Source organism: Microbacterium proteolyticum (genome assembly GCF_030818075.1).
GTDB classification, from domain to species: domain Bacteria; phylum Actinomycetota; class Actinomycetes; order Actinomycetales; family Microbacteriaceae; genus Microbacterium; species Microbacterium proteolyticum_A.
Window position 1 is genome coordinate 2,891,610 of sequence record NZ_JAUSZZ010000001.1, and the last position, 18,369, is coordinate 2,909,978.

Annotated in this window: 10 protein-coding genes; 3 read left to right on the plus strand and 7 right to left on the minus strand. The window is 71.7% G+C overall.

Annotated elements, in window-relative coordinates:
• Nucleotides 1-649: 649 nt before the first annotated feature.
• Complete coding sequence (locus tag QE392_RS13450) at nt 650-3,589, minus strand: UPF0182 family membrane protein (protein ID WP_307452557.1); 2,940 nt, start codon at nt 3,587-3,589, stop codon at nt 650-652.
• Nucleotides 3,590-3,632: 43 nt separating this feature from the next.
• A complete protein-coding gene (locus QE392_RS13455; protein ID WP_307452559.1) occupies nt 3,633-4,757 on the minus strand; it encodes a YlbL family protein in 1,125 nt (374 codons plus the stop codon).
• 128 nt (nt 4,758-4,885) lie between these two features.
• Between QE392_RS13455 and QE392_RS13460 the strand changes: the two genes are divergently transcribed.
• Complete coding sequence (locus tag QE392_RS13460) at nt 4,886-6,349, plus strand: zinc-dependent metalloprotease (RefSeq protein ID WP_307452561.1); 1,464 nt, start codon at nt 4,886-4,888, stop codon at nt 6,347-6,349.
• Between the two features lie 794 nt (nt 6,350-7,143).
• Here the strand turns inward: QE392_RS13460 and QE392_RS13465 are convergent.
• Together QE392_RS13465 and nudC are read right to left on the minus strand one after the other, a co-directional pair.
• Nucleotides 7,144-8,895, minus strand: coding sequence for an ATP-dependent helicase (locus tag QE392_RS13465; protein ID WP_307452563.1), 1,752 nt, complete (start codon nt 8,893-8,895; stop codon nt 7,144-7,146).
• On the minus strand, nt 8,892-9,902 hold the full coding sequence (nudC, locus tag QE392_RS13470; protein ID WP_307452565.1) for an NAD(+) diphosphatase: 1,011 nt from the start codon (nt 9,900-9,902) through the stop codon (nt 8,892-8,894). The genes QE392_RS13465 and nudC overlap by 4 nt, the downstream gene beginning before the upstream one ends.
• Nucleotides 9,903-10,009: 107 nt before the next feature.
• Between nudC and QE392_RS13475 the strand changes: the two genes are divergently transcribed.
• Nucleotides 10,010-11,455, plus strand: coding sequence for a phosphotransferase (locus QE392_RS13475; protein WP_307452567.1), 1,446 nt, complete (start codon nt 10,010-10,012; stop codon nt 11,453-11,455).
• Nucleotides 11,456-11,505: 50 nt separating this feature from the next.
• On the opposite strand, the gene QE392_RS13480 is transcribed toward QE392_RS13475, so the two are convergent.
• The 3 genes from QE392_RS13480 to QE392_RS13490 are packed head-to-tail and all read right to left on the minus strand — an operon-like array spanning nt 11,506 to nt 17,931.
• A complete protein-coding gene (locus QE392_RS13480; protein ID WP_307452569.1) occupies nt 11,506-14,790 on the minus strand; it encodes an ATP-dependent DNA helicase in 3,285 nt (1,094 codons plus the stop codon).
• Complete coding sequence (locus QE392_RS13485) at nt 14,787-16,628, minus strand: UrvD/REP family ATP-dependent DNA helicase (RefSeq protein ID WP_307452570.1); 1,842 nt, start codon at nt 16,626-16,628, stop codon at nt 14,787-14,789. The genes QE392_RS13480 and QE392_RS13485 overlap by 4 nt, the downstream gene beginning before the upstream one ends.
• Nucleotides 16,597-17,931: a UvrD-helicase domain-containing protein gene (locus QE392_RS13490; RefSeq protein ID WP_307452572.1), complete on the minus strand. Its 1,335-nt coding sequence runs from the start codon at nt 17,929-17,931 to the stop codon at nt 16,597-16,599. The genes QE392_RS13485 and QE392_RS13490 overlap by 32 nt, the downstream gene beginning before the upstream one ends.
• 211 nt (nt 17,932-18,142) lie before the next feature.
• Between QE392_RS13490 and QE392_RS13495 the strand changes: the two genes are divergently transcribed.
• Entirely contained in the window at nt 18,143-18,367 is a 225-nt protein-coding gene (locus tag QE392_RS13495; RefSeq protein ID WP_307452574.1) for a DUF3107 domain-containing protein, read from the plus strand.
• The last annotated feature ends 2 nt before the right edge of the window (nt 18,368-18,369 follow it).

Consider the following 18,369-nt stretch of genomic DNA (forward strand, 5'->3'; position numbering starts at 1 on the left):
GGCTTCGACAGGCTCAGCCACCTCCACCGCGGTCCGAACCCAGGTCCCTGAGCCCGTCACAGGTCCCTGAGCCTGTTACAGGTCCCTGAGCCCGTCGAAGGGGCCGGCACCCGGCGCCCGCGGGCGCCTTGCCGCCCGGTGGCTTCGACGGGCTCAGCCACCTCTGCCATGGCGCCGCCCAGGACGAGGTCGCGGGGGCTTCGACGGGCTCAGCCACCTCTGCCATGGCGCCGCCCAGGACGAGGTCGCGGGGGCTTCGACGGGCTCAGCCACCCGTGCCGTGGGAGGAGACGAGGTCCCTGAGCCTGTCGAAGGGACCGGCACCCACTTTCCGAGGGCCCGCCGCCGCCCGGGGGCTTCGACGGGCTCAGCCACCTCTGCCATCGCGCCGCCCAGGGCGAGGTCGCGGGGGCTTCGACGGGCTCAGCCACCTGTGCCGCGGGAGGAGACGAGGTCCCTGAGCCTGTCGAAGGGACCGGCACCCGCTTTCCGCGGGCGCGCCGCCGCCCGGGGGCTTCGACGGGCTCAGCCACCTGTGCTGCGCAGGAGACGAGGTCCCTGAGCCTGTCGAAGGGACCGGCCCTCGCGGGCGCACGAAAACGACGCCGGCGCCCCGCGGAAGCGGAGCGCCGGCGTCGGTCAAAGGGTGTCAGCCCGCGGGCGTCGCCTCGGGCGTCGGTGTGGTCGAGGCGGTTCCGCCCTGCCCCTGCGACTCGAGGTCGAGCAGCCGCTGCACCGCCGCGGTGAGGCGGGCGTCCTGGGTGGCGAACTCGGCCAGGTTGCCGCTGGTCAGGGCCGCCTGACGGGCCGTCAGCGCATCGCGCGCCTCCTGCAGTGCGGCGGCGTAGTCACCGTCGGGAACGGTCGTGCCGCCACCCGTGGCTCCGCCCTCGCCCTGGTCGACCGGGGTGACGGTCTCGTCGCCCGTATTGGCGCCGGAGTCTCCGCCGAACAGCGTGTCGAGAGCCTCGCTGAGGGTGTTCTCGAACGCGATCTCATTGCCGAAGGCCACGAGCACGCGTCGCAGCTGCGGCAACTGCGTGTCACCGGACGACTGCACGAACACCGGCTGCACGTAGAGCAGGCCGCCGCCGACCGGGAGGGTCAGCAGGTTGCCGTTCAGCACCTCCGACTGTCCCTGCTGCAGGATGTTGATCTGCGACGAGACGGCGGTGTCGGAGTCGAACGTGTTCTGCACCTGGCCCGGTCCGGGAACGGTCGTGGCCGCGTCGATCACCAGCATGCGCAATCGACCGTAGTCTTCGCGCTTCGTGCCGCTCTCGGAGCCGGCGTTGGAGTCGACCGCGAGGTAACCGGTCAGCACGTTGCGCGCCTGTCCGCCCTGCGATGCCGGGATGAAGCTCGTGAACATCGAGTACGTCGGTTCGTCCTGGCTCGGCATCTTCATCGTCAGGTAGTACGGCGGCTGGAACGTCGCCGGGTCCTGCGGGTCGTTCGGCGTGGTCCACCGGTTGTCCTGCTGGAAGAACGAGCGCGGGTCGTCTACGTGGTAGACGCCCAGCATCGAGCGTTGCACCTTCATCAGGTCGGTCGGATAACGCACGTGACTCATCAGGTCGGCCGACATCTCGCTCCACGGCTGCAGCGAGGACGGGTACACCTTCTGCCAGGCCTGGAGGAGCGGATCCTCGTCATCCCACGCGTAGAGGTCGACCGAGCCGTCGTACGCGTCGACCGTGGCCTTGACGGAGTTGCGGATGTAGTTGATGTCATCCAGCGCGTAGGTAGGGGCCGGGTTGTTCGAGTCGGCGATCGCGCGCGAGAGCGAGACGCCCGTCGAGTACGGGTAGTTCGCGCTCGTGGTGTATCCGTCGATGACCCACTTGATCCGACCGTCGACCACCGTCGGGTAGGGGTCGCTGTCGAGGGTGAGGTACGGCGCCACCTTCTGCACGCGCTCCGCGGGGTTGCGGTCGTACAGGATCTGCGAGTCGGCGTTGACGCTGTCGGAGAAGAGGATCTGCTCCGACTGGAACTTCAGCGCGTAGATGAGACGGTTGAAGACGTTGCCCACGCTGGGACCGCCTTCGCCCGAGAACGTCGTGCGGGTGTCGGAGCCGCCGTCGGCACCCAGCGGGTAATCCAGTTCGATCGGATCGGTGCCCTCGGGCGCTCCGACGATGGAGTAGGTCGGCGACGACTCGCCGAAGTACACACGCGGCTCGTACGCGAGGTCGGTGAGGAAGCCCGTGCCGGGAATCGCCTGCTCGAGGAACACCGGGTCGCCGTCGGCGGTGCGCTCGTTGCCCGCGGCCGCGACCATGCCGTAACCGTGGGTGTAGACGAGGGTGGTGTTCTGCCACGAAGCAGCATCACCCAGTTGGCTCATGTTGAGCTCGCGCAGCGACACGACGGTGTCCTGCGTCTGGCCGTCGATCGTGTAACGGTCGACGTCGAGCGGGTTCGTGAACTGGTAGTAGGCGCGGTACTGCTCGAGCTGTCGCACCGTGGGGCCGATGATCGCGGGATCCATGATGCGCAGCTGCGCGGTGGACTCGGCGTCGTTGCGCAGCTGACCGGCCTCGGCCTCGGTGGTGGCCTGGAAGTTCTCCTTCTCGACCTTGTCGATGCCGTACGCGGCCTTCGTCCCGTTGAGGTTGCGCTCGAAGTACTGGCTCTCGAGCTGCAGCTGGTTGGGGCGCACCTGGAAGGTCGTCACGGCCCACGGGATCGCCGCGCCCACCACGATCGCGGAGACCACCAGAAGCGCCGTGCCGATCAGGGGGTAGCGCCAGCGCCCGAGGAAGGCGGTGACGAAGAAGGCCACGGCCACGATGACCGCCGCAATGGCGAGGATGGTCTGCCCGGGGATGACGGCGTTCGCGCCGACGTAGCCGGGGCCCGTGATGCGCTCCCCCGGCTCCACCAGGGTGCGGAAGCGGTCGAGCCACAGGCTCGCGCCCTGCAGCAGCAGGTAGAGACCGGCGAGGACGGCGAGCTGGATGCGCGCAGCCTTCGAGATGCGCAGCTCGCGCTGACCCACCCGGACCGAGCCGTAGAGGTACGACACGACGCCGGTGAGCAGCAGGCTGACCAGCACCACCGCGGAGGCGAACCCGAGCGCCGCACCGTAGAACGGCAACGCGAAGAGGTAGAAGCCGGTGTCGAGCCCGAACTGCGGGTCGGTGACCGAGGTGGCGACGCCGTTGACCCACAGCCACGTGGTCTCCCACTGGGCGGATGCCGCGAACCCGGCGAAGAAGCCGAAGAAGACCGGGATGCCCCACATCGCGAGGCGACGCAGCGGCTCGACGACCTCCTGGTACCGGTCGAGCTGCGAGCTGAGGCGCGCGTACACCGGGCGCAGGCGGTAGGCGAGCTGGATGACGCCCCAGACCGGAACCGCCATGGCCAGGAAGCCGACGACGAACATCACGCTGCGGCCGATCCACTGCGTGGTCAGCACGCCGGTGAAGCCCAGCTGCGCGAACCACAGCCAGTCGGAGTACAGGTTGGCGAAGACGAAGAACGCCACCACGAGTGCGGCGATCACGGCCAGCGTGAGAGAGACGATTCGTCGGGAGCGGTTCGGGGGCGTGGCCTGGTTCGGCGCTGAGGGCGTGGTCACCTCTTCATCCTAGGTGCGCCCTTCTCGGGGTAAGCCGTGAATGCTACGATCCCGAGCCACATGTCGGAAGGGCGTCGAGATCGCCCCCGTCACGCACCGTTTCCAGCACCGTCAGCGACTGCTCCAGCGTCGACGTCGAGAACACGCGGATGCCGTCCGGCACATGCCCCACGACCTCGTTGCAGTTTGCCTCGGGCGCGAGGAAGAAGGTGGCACCGGCATCCCGAGCTCCGTAGAGCTTCTGACGGATGCCGCCGATGGGACCGACGTTGCCGTCGGCGTCGATCGTGCCCGTGCCGGCGAAGTGGTTGCCGCCGGTGAGGTCGCCGGGCGACATCTTGTCGATGATCCCGAGCGCGAACATCATCCCGGCGCTCGGACCGCCCACGTCGTTCAGCTGGATCGTGACATCCACCGGCAGGTCGAACGAGATCATGAGCCCCACGCCCAGCAGGTAGACCGTCTGTCCGTCGGATTCGCTCTCGCGCGGGGTGACCTCCACCGATCCCGGGATGCCGTTGCGCTCGTAGCCGACCTCGACCGGGGCCCCGGCGGCATCCTGGACCTTCGAACGGATCGCGTCGACGCTGGTCGCGGCCGCGCCGTCGACGGAGGTGATGACGTCGTTCTGCTGGAGCAGGCCCGCCGAGGCTCCCGCGTCGTCGATGGTCATGACGGAGATCTGCTGGGGCACGTCGTACCCGAGCTCGCGGAGGGCGGCTGCGCTGGCCTCGTTCTGCGAGTCCGTCATGAGCGCGGCGTTCTCGGTGTTGCGCTGCTCGGTGCTCTGGCCCGCGGGGAAGATGCGGTCGATGGGAACCACCGCGCGCGACCGGTCGAACCACGCCAGGGCGAGCTCGAGCCAACTCGGCGTGCGCTCGCGGTTGCCGCTCACCTGCACCGTCAGCAGGTCGAGACGGCCGGTGGAGGAGTCCTGCTCATCGGGCACCGTGATCAGAGGCACCTCCTGCCCCTCGGCGTCGGTCGAGGTGCCGAGCGTGTCGAACACGGGACCCGGCTGCTGGATGACATAGGCGGAGGGCACGAAGGTGAGCGTCGCCAGCATGAGGATCGCCACGGCGAGCGCCCACACACCCACGACGGTGCTGCGACGCCACCGCGGACGCGGGGCGGGCACGACGGAGACGTTCTCATCGAACAGGGTCACGGTTGCAGGGTCCTTTGCCGGGTCGTTCGCGCGCGGCGTAAGCGGCGCGGGGCCGGGCCGGCAGATGCGGGGAAGCGTGCGACTAGCGTAGAACTCGTTCCCCCAGACCTGGCTGAAAGGCGGCCGACATGGCAGACGAGAACCGCGGCCCCGACGACCGGAGCCCCGAGGAGGAGTTCCAGGAGCTCATGCGCCGCTTGATGTCGGGCGACACCAGCGGAATCGATCCGGAGCAGCTCTCGCGCCTGTCGGGCATGCAGATCGACCCGGCCATGCTGCAGCAGGTGATGAACCAGCTGCAGGGGGCCTTCGCGGGTTCCGACGAAGGTGTCGACTGGAGCCTCGCCGAACGCCAGGCGCTGCACATCGCCAACCAGGACGGACTCGGCGTGACCACCGGTCAGCGCACCGATCTCGACCAGGCCTTCACGCTCGCGGGCCTGTGGCTCGGCGAGGCGACGACCATCCCCGACCTGCCGCGTCCGGCGCGGGCCGTCACCCGCGGGGCGTGGGTGAGCGCCACGCTTCCGGTGTGGCAGGAGCTCGCCGAGCCCGTCGCCACCAGCATCGCCGACGCCCTGACGGCCGCCCTCGGCCAGCAGGCGCCGGAGGACATGCAGGAGATGATCGCCGGCGCCGGCCGCCTCATGCGCACCGTCGGCGGGTCGCTCTTCGCCACGCAGCTCGGGCACGTCGTCGGACGCCTGTCGACCGAGGTCGTCGGCGGCGGTGACGTCGGCATCCCGCTCATGCCCGACGGCGATGCGGCGATCCTCCCCCAGAACTTCGCCGACTTCGGACGCGACCTCGAGATCCCCGAAGACCAATTGGCCCTCTATCTCGCCACGCGCGAGCTCGCGCACGCGCGCCTCTTCCGTCATGCGCGCTGGCTTCGCCTGCACGTCATCTCTCAGGTGCGCGACTTCGCGCACGGCATCCGCGTCGACACCGCGGCTCTCGAAGACCTCGCCTCGCGCTTCGATCCGTCGCAGCCCGAGGAGCTTCGCGGCGCCCTCGAGAGCGGTGCGCTGCTGCCGGAGCGCTCGGAGGAGCAGACCGCGGCCCTCACCCGCCTCGAGAACCTGCTGGCCACCATCGAGGGATGGGTCGACGTCGTCACCGAGGACGCCACCGCACGCCTGCCCGCCGCCGCCCGCATCGCCGAGGCCGTCCGTCGGCGCCGTGCCGTCGGCGGCCCCGCCGAGCAGGCGCTGGGCTCGCTCGTGGGCCTCGAGCTGCGTCCGCGTCGCATGCGGGAGGCCGCTGCGATGTGGCGTCAGGTGACCGAGGCGGTCGGCGTCGAGGGCCGCGACGCCCTGTGGGACTACCCCGACCTCATGCCCAGCGCGGAAGACATCGACGACCCGGCCGCGCTGCTCTCCCGGCTGACGGCCGCGTCCCGCGGAGAGGCCGCTCCCGCGGACGCCATGGACGACGCGCTCGCGCAGCTGCTCGCCGAAGAGGCGGAGGGAGGGCGCGCCGCCGGCACCGCCGACGAGGGGACGGATGCCGACGGCTCGGCCGCTCCGCGCGAATCGAGCGACGAGCGCCCCGACGACGACGCCGCGCCGGGCGACCAGCGACCGGTCTGAGTCTCTTCGCGCAACGCGCCCGGGGTGACGTCCGTCGCTTCGGGCGCGTTTCGCGTGGCTCCTCCCCACGCGCCGGGTCTCCCGGGCCGCTGGGGACAGCGGCATCCCTGATCCTCGTCCGCGCCAGGATCGGGCCATGATCCGACTCGATTCCTCCGCTCCCCCGCTCTGGCGCGACGACGGGCGCGTGCAGTTCGGCGCGCCCGCCGTCGCTGTCGCACCGGTCGTCGCCGCGTGGGTGGATGTCGTGGTGGCGGCCCTCGTGGCCGGCACGACGCGGTCCGAAGTCCGCGCCCTTGCGCGCGTGCACGGGGCCACCGCCGCCGAGGCCGACGACCTGCTCGACGCCGTCGCCCCTGCCCTCGCCGCGCGACGGCGGCAGAGACCCATCGGCGTGCAAGTCGCCGACGACCTGCCCGAGCGGGTCATCCGCGCGGTCCTGGCCGCTCTGCCCGCGCGCACGACGGTCATCCCATGGGCCGGCACCGAGCGCTCGCGCGTGCCGCGCGGGACGCACGTCGTCCTGCTCGCCGCCTACCGGGTCGACCCGCGGCGCGCGGCCGGCCTGCTGCGCGACGACATCACGCACGTCCCCCTCACGCTCGACGCCGCGACCGCCACGGTCGGGCCGGTCGTCGTCCCCGGTGTGTCGGCGTGTCTCGCCTGCCTCGACGTCCGCCGCCGGCGCAACGACCCGCAGTGGCCCGTCGTCGCGGCGCAGCTGCTGGGTCGGCCTCGGCCCGACGTCGATGTCGCCCTGGCCGCCGAGGCCGGCCGAGCCGCTCGGTTCCTGCTCAGCGCGCCTTCGGCGGCGACGACGAGGTCGCTGCGCTTGCGCGCCGATTCGTTCCGGCGGGCCTGGGAGCTGCATCGGCCGAGCGAAGACTGCCAGTGCCGATCTCCCGAAGAAAGCGTGACGGTGCGCGTTCCACTCGACCGCGACCTCGCGCCCAACTCATCCACAACGTCCGCGCTGCCCGTGTGACGCCCACATAGGCCAGTCGGCGTTCCTCGTCGACAGCCTCGAACGACTTCGCGTACGAGATGGGCAACAGCCCCTCGCTCACTCCCACGAGGTACACGTGATCCCACTCCAACCCCTTCGCCGCGTGCAGGGTGGCGAGCGTCACCGTTCGCGTGGTCGGCTCGTGCTGATCGCGTGCGCGTGCCTGCAGGTCATCCGTGAAGGCCCGGAGGTCGGTGCCCGCCGGCGCCTCCTCGGCCAGGCGCAGCAGGGCTGCGCGGGCCTCCCACGCCTCCCGCAGGGCGCCGCCCGCCTGCGGCGGGTCATCGGTGAGTCCGACGCTGCGCAGCACGTCGCGCACGGTCGCCAAGAAGCCGGTCTCCATCGGAGCGACCGACGCGGCGCGGAGCGCCATCAGGGCCTGCCGCACCTCGGGCAGGTCGAAGAACTTCCGCCCCCCGAGCACCGACGCCGCGACACCGACGCTCGCCAGCGCCGAGAGCAGACCCGCCGACTGCGCATGCGCGCGGTAGAGCACGGCGATGTCGTGCGGGTCGACGCCGCGCGCGAGCGAGTCGGCGATGGAACGGGCGACCGCCGCCGCCTCGTCCTCATCGTCGTCGAAACCCCGGACGGTGGGAGTCGGCGTGTCGAGCGAGGTGGCCGCGACCAGTTCGAGAGCGCCGGCGCGACCGCGCATCAGGTCGTTGGCCACCGCGAGCACCGGCGCCGTCGAACGGTAGTTGCGCTCGAGCCGGATGACGCGGGCATCCTCATGCGTGCGCTCGAAGTCGAGCAGGTACCGGGCATCGGCACCGGTGAACGAGTAGACGGTCTGACTGGCGTCGCCGACGACGCAGAGGTCGCGGCGGTCTCCCAACCACAGCTCGAGCACGCGGTTCTGCAGGGGCGAGACGTCCTGGTACTCGTCGACGGTGAAGTGCCGATACTGCTCGCGCACGGCCGCGGCGACGCGGGGCTCGGCCTCGATCATTCCCGCGCAGGTCAGAAGGACGTCCTCGAAATCCATCTGCCGCCGCTCGTCTTTGAGCTTCTCGTACGCGCGCTGCAGCGCCACCACCTGGTCCACACCGAGCCGCCCCACCCCCTCGGGGCGGTCCGCGGCGTACTGCTCGACCGAGCGCAACGTCACCTTGCGCCACTCGATGGCCGCGGCGACGTCGCGCAAGGTCTCGGTGTCGGGGCCGAGCCCGATGCCGTCGGCCGCGTGGGCGAGCATGCGCACCTTGTTGTCGATGATCGCGGGGGCCTGATCCCCGGCGAGAGTAGGCCAGAAGTAGTTGACCTGCGCCAGCGCCGCGGCGTGGAACGTCCGCGCCGACACCCCCGACACCCCGAGCGCGCGCAGACGCCCGCGCATCTCACCCGCGGCCTTCGCGGTGAACGTCACCGCCATCACCCGCTGCGGCGAGTAGGCGCCGGTGTCGACGCCGTGCGCGATGCGCCGCGTGATGACGCGCGTCTTGCCCGTGCCGGCACCCGCCAGCACGCAGACCGGACCACGCAGGGCACGCGCGGCCTCGAGCTGACGGTCGTCGAGACCGTCGAGAGGCCCGCTCACGCGACGTCCCGATACCAGTCGTCGATGAGACGGTGGGCGATGGATGCCGTCCCCGGCAGTTGCACGTCCGCCTCGCCGCGCAGCGCGGCGCCGACCTGGTCGCGGGTGAACCAGCGCACGTCCACGATCTCCTCACCGTCGGGGCGGGCGTCGGAATCGTCGACGACCTCGGCACGGAACCCGAGCATGAGGGAGCGCGGATACGGCCACGCCTGCGATCCCCGGTATTCGACGTTTCGCAGACGGACCCCCGCCTCCTCCTGCACCTCGCGGACGACCGCGTCTTCGAGCGACTCCCCCGCCTCGGCGAATCCGGCGAAACAGGAGAACCGCTGCCCGGCCCAGGCCGCGTTCGCTCCGAGCAGGATCCGGTCGTCGGATCGCGCCGAGGTGACGAGCACGATCACCGCCGGATCCGTGCGCGGGAAGTGTTCTCGCCCGCACACCGGGCAGTGCCGTGACCAGCCCGCATGGCGCACCGTCGTGCGCGCGCCGCACGCGGAGCAGAAGGGTGCATCGCGGAGCCACCCCGCCAGCGCGACGGCGGTGGTGAGCAGTTCCGCCTCCACGTCGGGAAGGTCCCCGCCGGCCGCGCGCAGCGGCGCCCAGACCGCCCCCGCGACGGTGGAGTCGGGCGCATCGTCGACGAGGGCCGCCAGCACGATCGCTTCCCCCGCGCCGTCACGGCCGAGGAAAGCCCACTCCTGGACGCCGGGCGCACCGAGGGGGTCGAGGGCGTCGACTTCCGCATCGGACCCGACCGGGACGGCTCCGGAGGGGGATGCGGCGCTGGTGTCGATGGATGCCGACGCACGCAGGTTCTGCACGCTCGTGAAAGCGAGGCCCCCGTTCGCGAGAGGCGCGGCGTCACGACGCACGGCCAGCACCCGGGTACCGGGCTCGCTCAGAACGCGCGACAACAGGTGCTCGTCCTCGCGCTCCCCGCCGGACCGATCGAAGCGCGGGGCCGCACCCGCGGTGGACGGCGAAGACGCGGGACGCGGCATCGAGCACCTCTCTGACGAGTGGACGGGGCGGTTGCGTGGCGCTCGACCTCCCCGCTCAAGGGCGTGGCGCGGAGCGCGGGACGGAGGGCCCACCTACGCTTGGGGGCATGGCACGCTCGCCCCTCATTTTAGCCGCGTCGGCGACGACGGCCCTGCCTGGCACCGTCTTCACCACGGCCCGAGCCCTCACCGAGAACGCGAGCGGGCGTTTCGACTCGGCGCTCGTGCGCACCGACGACGGCCGAGAGGTCGTGGTGCGCATGCCCGCCGGTGAGGACGGAGCACCCGACCTCGCCGCCGAGTCGCGTGCCCTGCACGCCTTGACCGCGGGGGTCCGCGCCCTCCTGCCGTTCGCCGTGCCCGAGGTGTTGGGCGAGAGCGGCTCCGGGACGCAGCGCGTGCTCGTGGTCGACCACATCGACGGCTACCGCATCGAACCTGCGCACCTCCCGAAGGGGCCGGGATACGCCCCCGCCATCGGCGGTGCTCTCGCTGCCGTGCACGCCCTTCCGGCATCCATCGTCCGCACCGACGGTCTTCCCGTGCGCACCGCCGCTCAAGTCCGCGACGACGCGCGCCGGCTGCTCGACCGCGCCGACGCGACGGGCCGAGTGAGCGATGACCTCATGCTGCGGTGGCGCCGCGCGCTCGACGTCGACGACCTCTGGCGCTTCGAGTCCGCCGTCGTCCTCGGTGGTGCCACCAGCTCGTCCATCGTCCTCGCCGACGACGAGCACGGCGTGCCGCATGTGATCGGCCTCCTCGACTGGTCCGGCCTGAGCGTCGGAGATCCGGCCATCGACCTCCGGTGGCTGGCCTCCGCCCCCGCCGCTGCCGACGACGTGCACGACGGATACGCCGCCGCGGGCGACCGCTCCCCCGACCCTCTGCTGCGCGAGCGCGCCCGTCTGTACGCCGAGCTCGAGTTCGCCCGGTGGCTCGTCCACGGCCACGACGCCGGTGAGGCCGACGTGGTCGCCGACGCGGTCGCCCTGCTCGACGCGCTCGCCGACGGCGTGCGCGGGGACCACATCGTCCCCGACACCCGCAGCGACATCGACGACGCCCTGGCCCTCGTCGAGAGCGTCCCGCCCGTCGCCGTGCCGGGCGGCGTCGACACCTCGATGCAGACCGATGCCTACGACCCGGAGGCGCTGTCGCTCTACGTCGCCGCCGAACGCGATCGGGCCGCCGCCGCCGAAGCGCTCGCCGCCGCGCTGGACGATCGCACGAATCCGGATGCCGACACCGGCGCCATCCACGTCGACCGACTGCCCGAGCCCGACAGCGTCGACCGCGACGCCACCGCGCCGGTCGACCTCGATGGGTGGACCGATCCCCCCGCGACCCGTTCCGACGCCTCGGCGGAGGTCGACGCGACCCGCATCGAATGGCAAACTCCGACGCCGGCCGACAGACCACGCGAGACGGACGGCGACGGTACTTCGCGCGCTGACCGCGCGCCCGACACGGTCGTCGATGACGAGCAGGATGCCCTCCGCGCGAGCCGCGCCGCGCTGCGTCGGTGGGGTGTGTCCGGCGATTCGGCCTGAGCCTTCGTCGGTCATGCGGCGGGGAGACCCGGTGCCGCTCAACCCGGTCGTCAGCCCCGCAGCACCACCTCGTCGCCGACGTAGAACAGAGTCACATCGATCTGGTCGAGATCAATGCCGTGCTTGGCGTGGTACGCCTCCCGGTACAGCTCGAGCTGCAGCATCCGCGCGCGCCGCTCGGCGTCGGTCGTAGGCGGTCGGCCCGTTTTCCAGTCGACGATCTCGTAGCGATCGCCGCGACGGTACACGGCATCCAGCTTGCAGATGATGACGTGCTCGCGGCCATCGAGCCGGGTCGTGACGAAGTCGATCTCGGTCTCGACCTCCAGCGGGCGCAGGCCGGCCCATTCGGACCGCTCGAAACACTCCCGCAGTCGTTGGAGCTCCTCGGCATCGGCCGCGGAGGCGCCGATCTCCTCGTCATCCCACAGGCCGTCGTCCAGGCCGATCCCGGCGCCGACCTGACCGGAACGTTGCTCCACCCAGGCATGGAAGAGGGTGCCCAGGCGCGTCTGCCGGTAGGGCCGCTCGGGCATGGGTCGTCGTAGGTCGTCCACCGCCCGCCCGTAGTCGGCGACGAAGTCCTTGAACTTCGACGCGGGGATCCGGGTCGGAGCGGGATCGTGCGACGGCCGCAGCCGGTCGGCTCGCTCGGCGAGCAGCAGCTCGAGGTCGGCGTCGGGGCCGACCGGCTCGTTGGTCCGCGCAGCCTCAGCCGCGGCGACGGCCGCGGTGATCGCCGTCCGCCGGGAGCCGAGCGGGTCGAGCGGCCAGTGCAGAAGTCGGCGCTCCCCGTCGTACGGGTCATCGCCGGGCTCTCCGATCGCGAGGTCGATCTCCAGCGCCTCGGCGGCTTCCTCGAGGAAGACGCTGGGTCGCCGGGGACGCTTCGTGCCCGACCAGCTCGAGCCCGACAGCAGGAGATGATCGCGCGCCCGGGTGAAGGCCACGTACGCCAGCCGACGGTCCTCATCGAGCTGTCGCGCGCGGTTGGCCGCGACGAAGTCGTCGATGGCGGCCTTCAGATCCTGCTGCGTCTCGGCGCCGCGCCACCCGAAGACGGGAAGCCACGCCGAATCGCCGCGGAACTCCGACGGCAGGATGCCGAAACCCAGCCAGCCCTTGGTGTCACGCGGCAGTGACGGCAACTCGTCGGTCACCAGGCGCACGACCGCCACGGCATCCCACTCCAACCCTTTCGACCCGTGGATCGTCAGCAGCTGCACGACATCGGCCTCAGGAGGCTCGGTGCGCGGGGCGAACTCGTCGGCCTGCTCGGCATGGTCGAGCCACGCGAGGAGACTCGTCACCGATCCCGATTCGTCGGCGGCGAGAAAGCCGCGGATCTCGTCGACGAACGCACGCAGCTGTGCGGACGCGATGCGCGCCGGACCGCGGGACTCGTTCGCGGCGAGCTCGATGTCGAGCCGCAGCTCGGCCTCGATCAACCGGATGAGCTCCGGGATCGGCGCTCCGACGCTGCGACGCAGCCCCGCGAACACCGCCCCCGCCTCGCGCAGGCGAGCGCGTCCTTCCGGGCTGATGTCAGCGAGCCATCGATGACCATCCGTCTGCCGGGTGACGAAATCGAGCGCGTCGACGAGCGACGCCCGGTCTGCGCCCGGCGTCGATCGCAGTCGGTCGACCACCTCGGGCGCGAGAGGCTGCAGGGCCACGTCGTGCGTCGCGAGGCGGCGCGCCACCTGTGCCAGCGCACGCAGATCGGCGAGTCCGACCGCCCATCTCGGCCCCGACAGCAGCCGGATGAGGGCGGAACCCGCCTCGGGATCACTGATGACCCGCAACGCCGACACCACATCCACCACTTCGGGGGTCGTCAGCAGACCACCGAGGCCGAGGATGCGATGAGGGATGCCGCGGCGGCCGAGCGCGTCACCGAATCGCACCATGTGCTTCTTGCTGCGGAACAACAGCGCTCCCGTGGTCGCACGGCCCTGCGCCGACCGAGCGGCGCGCACGCCCGCGAACCACGCGGCGACGCGGTCGGCCTCGGCATCCAGGTCGTTCTCGAACACCATCTCGACGACACCCGCCGGGGCGCCCGGTCGCGATCGGAGTTCCTCGACGGCGACGGCCGCGCGTGCGGCGAGCGGAGCGAGCACCGCGTTGGCGGCGTCGAGCACCCGGGCGCTGTTGCGCCAGCTCGTCAGCAGCGAGAAATGCCGGCATCCGCCCGCAGGAGCGAACGCCGCAGGGAAGCCGCCGAGGTTTCCGGCGCTCGCTCCACGCCACGCGTAGATGGCCTGGTGCGGGTCGCCCACGGCCATGACGCCCGTGCCCCCGAACAGCGTCGCGAGGAGGTCGGTCTGCACGACCGAAGTGTCTTGATACTCGTCGAGGAGGACGACGCGGTAGCGCGCGCGGAGCTCTTCCACGACGGCCGGATGCTCGTGAGCGATGCGGAGCGCCCCGGCGACCTGGTCGGCGAAGTCCATGACGCCCAGGCGAGCCTTCTCGCGGTCGTAACCGGCCGCGAGGGTCGCAAGCAGCGACAACGCCGACACTCTGGCGGCCGCCTCGGCCACCTCTTTGTAGACGCTGACGCGGGAGGAGGTGGACGGACGCTCGACGATGCGGCCGAACTCCTCGGGGAATGCCGCGAGCCGGTCGAGATCCACGAGGTTGTCGACGCCGTCGCGCGCGATGCGCAGCGCCGCGTCGATGAGGGTGCGCGGTGATTCCTGGCGCTCCTCGAGGCGCGGATCATCCGACGTGAAGACCACGCGGCGCATGAGCAGCCACGCCGCGGATTCCGACAGCACCGCGGACTCGGCATCCCGTCCGATGCGGAGCCCGTGCTCGCGCACGATCGAGTCGGCGAAGCTGTTGTAGGTCGACACCGTCGGGCGATGCAGCAGGTGGTCGGCGTCCACCGGCTGTTCCGCCGACACGCCGACCCGAGCGGCGAGGGCGTCGAGGGCTTCACGCCGCCGAGTGTCACCGCGGACGCCCTCGAGGTCGGCGAGCTCGCGGAACACGGCCAGCTCGCCGGCGGCGTGCAGGGCGGGGAGCGCGGGCAGCAGGCCACGGGACTCGAACTCCGACAGGCGCTGCAGCCGCTTCTGGATGCGCTCCGCCAGCTCGCCCGCGGCCTTCCGGGTGAAGGTCAGACCGAGCACCTCGTCGCGTCGCACGTGCCCATTCGCCACGAGCCAGACGACGCGCCCCGCCATCGTCTCCGTCTTTCCGCTGCCGGCCCCGGCGACGACGAGGGCGGGGGCGAGCGGCGCCTCGATGACGGCCGTCTGCTCGGCGGTCGGCGGGAACTGCCCGAGCGCGGCCGCGATCGTCGCGGCGGAGAGCCCGCCGGTCATGACGCACTCACCGCTGCGACGGTGTGGATGCGGCAGAGGCCGTACGAGAACTCGTCACGGCAGTGCACCTCGTACGGCGCCGCGAAGCTCGTGCCGCGCATGACCCCGACAGCGCGTTGAACGCGCGCGACGAACTTTTCGCGCTGCACGTCGTCGAAGGGCTGCTGCGTGGGCTCGGCGTAATCCTTCTTGGCGGTCGGGCGCAGCACGAGAAGCTTGGCGCCCCCGGACGTCAGGCCCGCCACCTGCCCGATCGCCCCCGACGAGAAGGCGAGCTGGTAGGCCGCGAGCTGCGGGTTGTCGGCGACCTTCTGGTCGGTCTGCGGCTCGTTCTTCCCCGTCTTCAGGTCGACGATGACGACCTCCCCCGACGGCGTGACCTCGACGCGATCGATGTCCCCGCTGAGGACGGCGCCGTGCGCGCCCGCATCGCTGAGGGGAATGGGCACCTCGAAGTGCTTCTCCGCACCGATCAGCCGACCGCCGGCGTCGTCGAAGCGTCGCAGGTAGGCGGCGAGTCGCCGCACGAGGTCTCGTGCGCGCGTGCGCTCGGCGCGCTCCCGCCACACGGCATCGAATGCGAGCTCTCCCCAGCGTTCCTCCACGACCGCCCACAGGTCTTCTTCCGAGCCGGATGCCGCCGTCTCGAGCGCCGCGTGGATGATGGTCCCGATACCGGCCGTCGTCCCCCCGCGATCGCCCCCGAGGTCGGCGATCACCCAGTCCAGTTGGCATTCCTCGAGCGCGTGCAGGCGCGAGGGCGACACGCGGACGTCTTCGCGCTCCAGGTCGCGCAGAGGGGCGGTCGACGTGGGCGGCGCGACACCGTACCAATCGTCAGTGGACGCCCCGGCGACCCCCGCGGCGGCGAGCAGGGCGAGCTGCCCGGCCGCATGTGCGCGTTCGGCCGCGGGAACCCGCGGTGCCGTCAGGGAACGCCGGTGACGAGCGACCAGCCCTCGCAGCGACAGGGGGTGCTCGGGAATGGATGCCGCCGGCTCCGGCGTCGGCAGCATCTCGAAGAGCACGCTCGGACCGGTGTCGTCGTCATCGACCGCGGTGACGATGAGCATGCGCTCCGCGCGGCTCAGGGCTCGCACGAACAGGCGCAGCTCGTCGTGCATGGCCGCCCGCCGCCGGTCCAGCATGCCCGTGGCCGGAAGGTCGGGGTTCTGGACCACTTCGGCGAGGCGCCAGGTCTCGAGCAGCCCTCCGCGCAGGCGCGTGTTGGGCCACACTCCCTCTTGGACGCCGGCGATGATGATGGTGTCGAACGACGTGCCGGCCGCAGCCGCCGGGGTGAGGACACGCACCGTGTCGACCACCGCGGGCTGCTCGATGCGGTCCTCCGCCACGTCGCTGTCGAGCACCGCGCGCAGGAATGTCGACGCCTCGCCGTCGGGTTCGCGCTCGGTGTACCGCTTCGCCGCCTGGAACAGCGCGACGACGGCATCCAGGTCGCGGTCCGCCTGCTCCGCGAGCGGGCCGCGTCCGCGCGACGCCTCCCGCCACGTGCGCGCGAGCGAACTGCGCTCCCACGCCGTCCAGAGCATCTCGTGCGCGGTGGCACGCGCTCGCGCCTGGGCGCCGAGCGCGGCCAGGGTTTCGCCCAACCGGGTTGCGCGTCGCGCCTCGCGCGAATCGACGGCGGCGAGTTCGAGCGGATGACGCACGCCGGAGACGAGAAGCTCGGTCGCCGACCGCGCGCCGCCGTCCGCCACCTCCCCGTGACGCAGAGCGGTGCGCAGTCGCCGCAATTCGATCGCGTCGAGACCTCCGAACGTGCCGAGAAGCGCATCGACGACGTCATCCGCGGCCCAGTCGCCGGGATCGGTCATGCCCAACTCGACCAGCCGCACGAGGTCTCGGACCGGCCGCTGCGCTCCGAGCGCCAGTCCCGGTCCACTCGCCCGCGCCGGCACCTCGCGGGCTGCCAGCTCGGCCTCGAGCGCGGCCACCTGCCGCGAGTCGTGGGCGATCACCGCACACGAACCCCACGGGACGCCCTCCAGGACGTGCCGCTCGCGCAGCAGCCGCGAGATGGCATCCGCCTCTTCGGCGGGCGAGCGCAGCAGGTACGTGCGCACGGAGCCCTGCGGGGCTGCACCCGCCGGGGCTCGACGGTGCGCCACGACCCCGGCCCGCGCCGATGCGGGATGCCACCTGGCGCACGAGGTCGACCTGCTCGGGCGTGCCGCGGTGCGGCGTGCCGAGCGCGACCGTCGTGCCGAGTTCGCGCGCGAGACGCGCGAAATTCTCCGGCGTCGCTCCGCGGAAGGCGCCGGACCCGACATCCGGGTCGCCGAACGCGACCACGCCGATGCCGAGGGCGCGACACGCCCCCAGCACATCGATCCCACCCGGGGTGAGCTCTTGCGCGTCGTCGACGAGGATGCACCGCAGCGAGGCGAACCGGCCGAGGAGCTCACGGTCCGCACGGGCGTCGTCGAGCACGACGGTCGCCTCGCGCGCGAGGTCGGCGGCGTCGCGGTGCGCCCCTCGCATGGAGGCCCGTACCGCCCGGTACTCGTCGGAGAACGACGCGAGCGACGCCCACACCGGGAGGTCGAGGTGCGCCGCGAGATCCGCCAGCTCCGCCGAGGTCACTCCCAGGTCGGTGCACTCGGCGAGGAACGCGCGGAGGTCACCGCGAAAACCCCGGGTCGAGCGGATCGACGGGTCGAGCCAGGCGGGCCAGCGCGAGACGCCGTCGACCTCGTCGAGCGCGTCGCCCTCGAGCAGATCGCGGATGATCTGGTCTTCGTCGCCGCCCGTCAGCAGTTGCGGAGGTTCACCGCCGCGCCGCACCTCCGCACCGCGCACGAGCTGGAAGGCGAACGATGCGACCGACCGCGCGAGCGCACCCGATGTGGCCCGCCCTACGGCGAGGGCGAGCGGGTCGCGCAACGCCGTCGCGGCCGGGCGTGTGGGGGTCAGCACGAGCAGATGATCGGGGTCGACGCCGGATGCCACGAGTTCGCGCACCCGCGCCAACAGGGTGGTGGTCTTGCCCGAGCCGGGGGCGCCGACCACGACGCCGCTGGCCTCCGTCGCCCAGTCCGCCACCGTCCGCTGATCGGCGTCGAGGGGCGCGTCGAGCAGGGGGGACGCCGGGCGGGTCATGGCATCCGGAATCTGCATGCGTCCACGCTAAACCGGACCTCCGACATTGCCCCCGCGCCCCTCCGAGAGGCCCCTCACGGGCGCGTCCGCATGCTCACCACCGGCATCGGCGCGACCCGCGTTCGCCGTCCGCGAAGCGGCACCCGCCCCGCGTCTCGGCGACGTGAGCCTGCCCTAGAGTCGAAGAACACGCCGGGCCGACCGCGGCCCCGCGAGGAAAGGACGCATCGTGGAGATCCGCATCGGCATCACCAACACCGGCCGCGAACTCAACTTCGAGACGAACGAGAGCTCGGACGCCGTGAAGACCGCCGTCGCCACGGCCCTCGACAGCTCGGCCAGCCACGTCACCTTCACCGATGTGAAGGGCAACTCCTACCTCGTGCCCACCGCCAACCTCGCGTTCGTCGAACTCGGTACCGAAGAGTTGCGCCGCGTCGGTTTCGTCGCCTGAGC

Bases quoted from the DNA above. Each gene is read 5' to 3' on its own strand.
- QE392_RS13460 (WP_307452561.1), top strand. From the start codon at position 4,886: ATGGCAGACGAGAACCGCGGCCCCGACGACCGGAGCCCCGAGGAGGAG.
- nudC (WP_307452565.1), bottom strand. From the start codon at position 9,902: ATGCCGCGTCCCGCGTCTTCGCCGTCCACCGCGGGTGCGGCCCCGCGC.
- QE392_RS13475 (WP_307452567.1), top strand. From the start codon at position 10,010: ATGGCACGCTCGCCCCTCATTTTAGCCGCGTCGGCGACGACGGCCCTG.
- QE392_RS13480 (WP_307452569.1), bottom strand. From the start codon at position 14,790: ATGACCGGCGGGCTCTCCGCCGCGACGATCGCGGCCGCGCTCGGGCAG.
- QE392_RS13485 (WP_307452570.1), bottom strand. From the start codon at position 16,628: ATGACCGATCCCGGCGACTGGGCCGCGGATGACGTCGTCGATGCGCTT.
- QE392_RS13490 (WP_307452572.1), bottom strand. From the start codon at position 17,931: ATGCAGATTCCGGATGCCATGACCCGCCCGGCGTCCCCCCTGCTCGAC.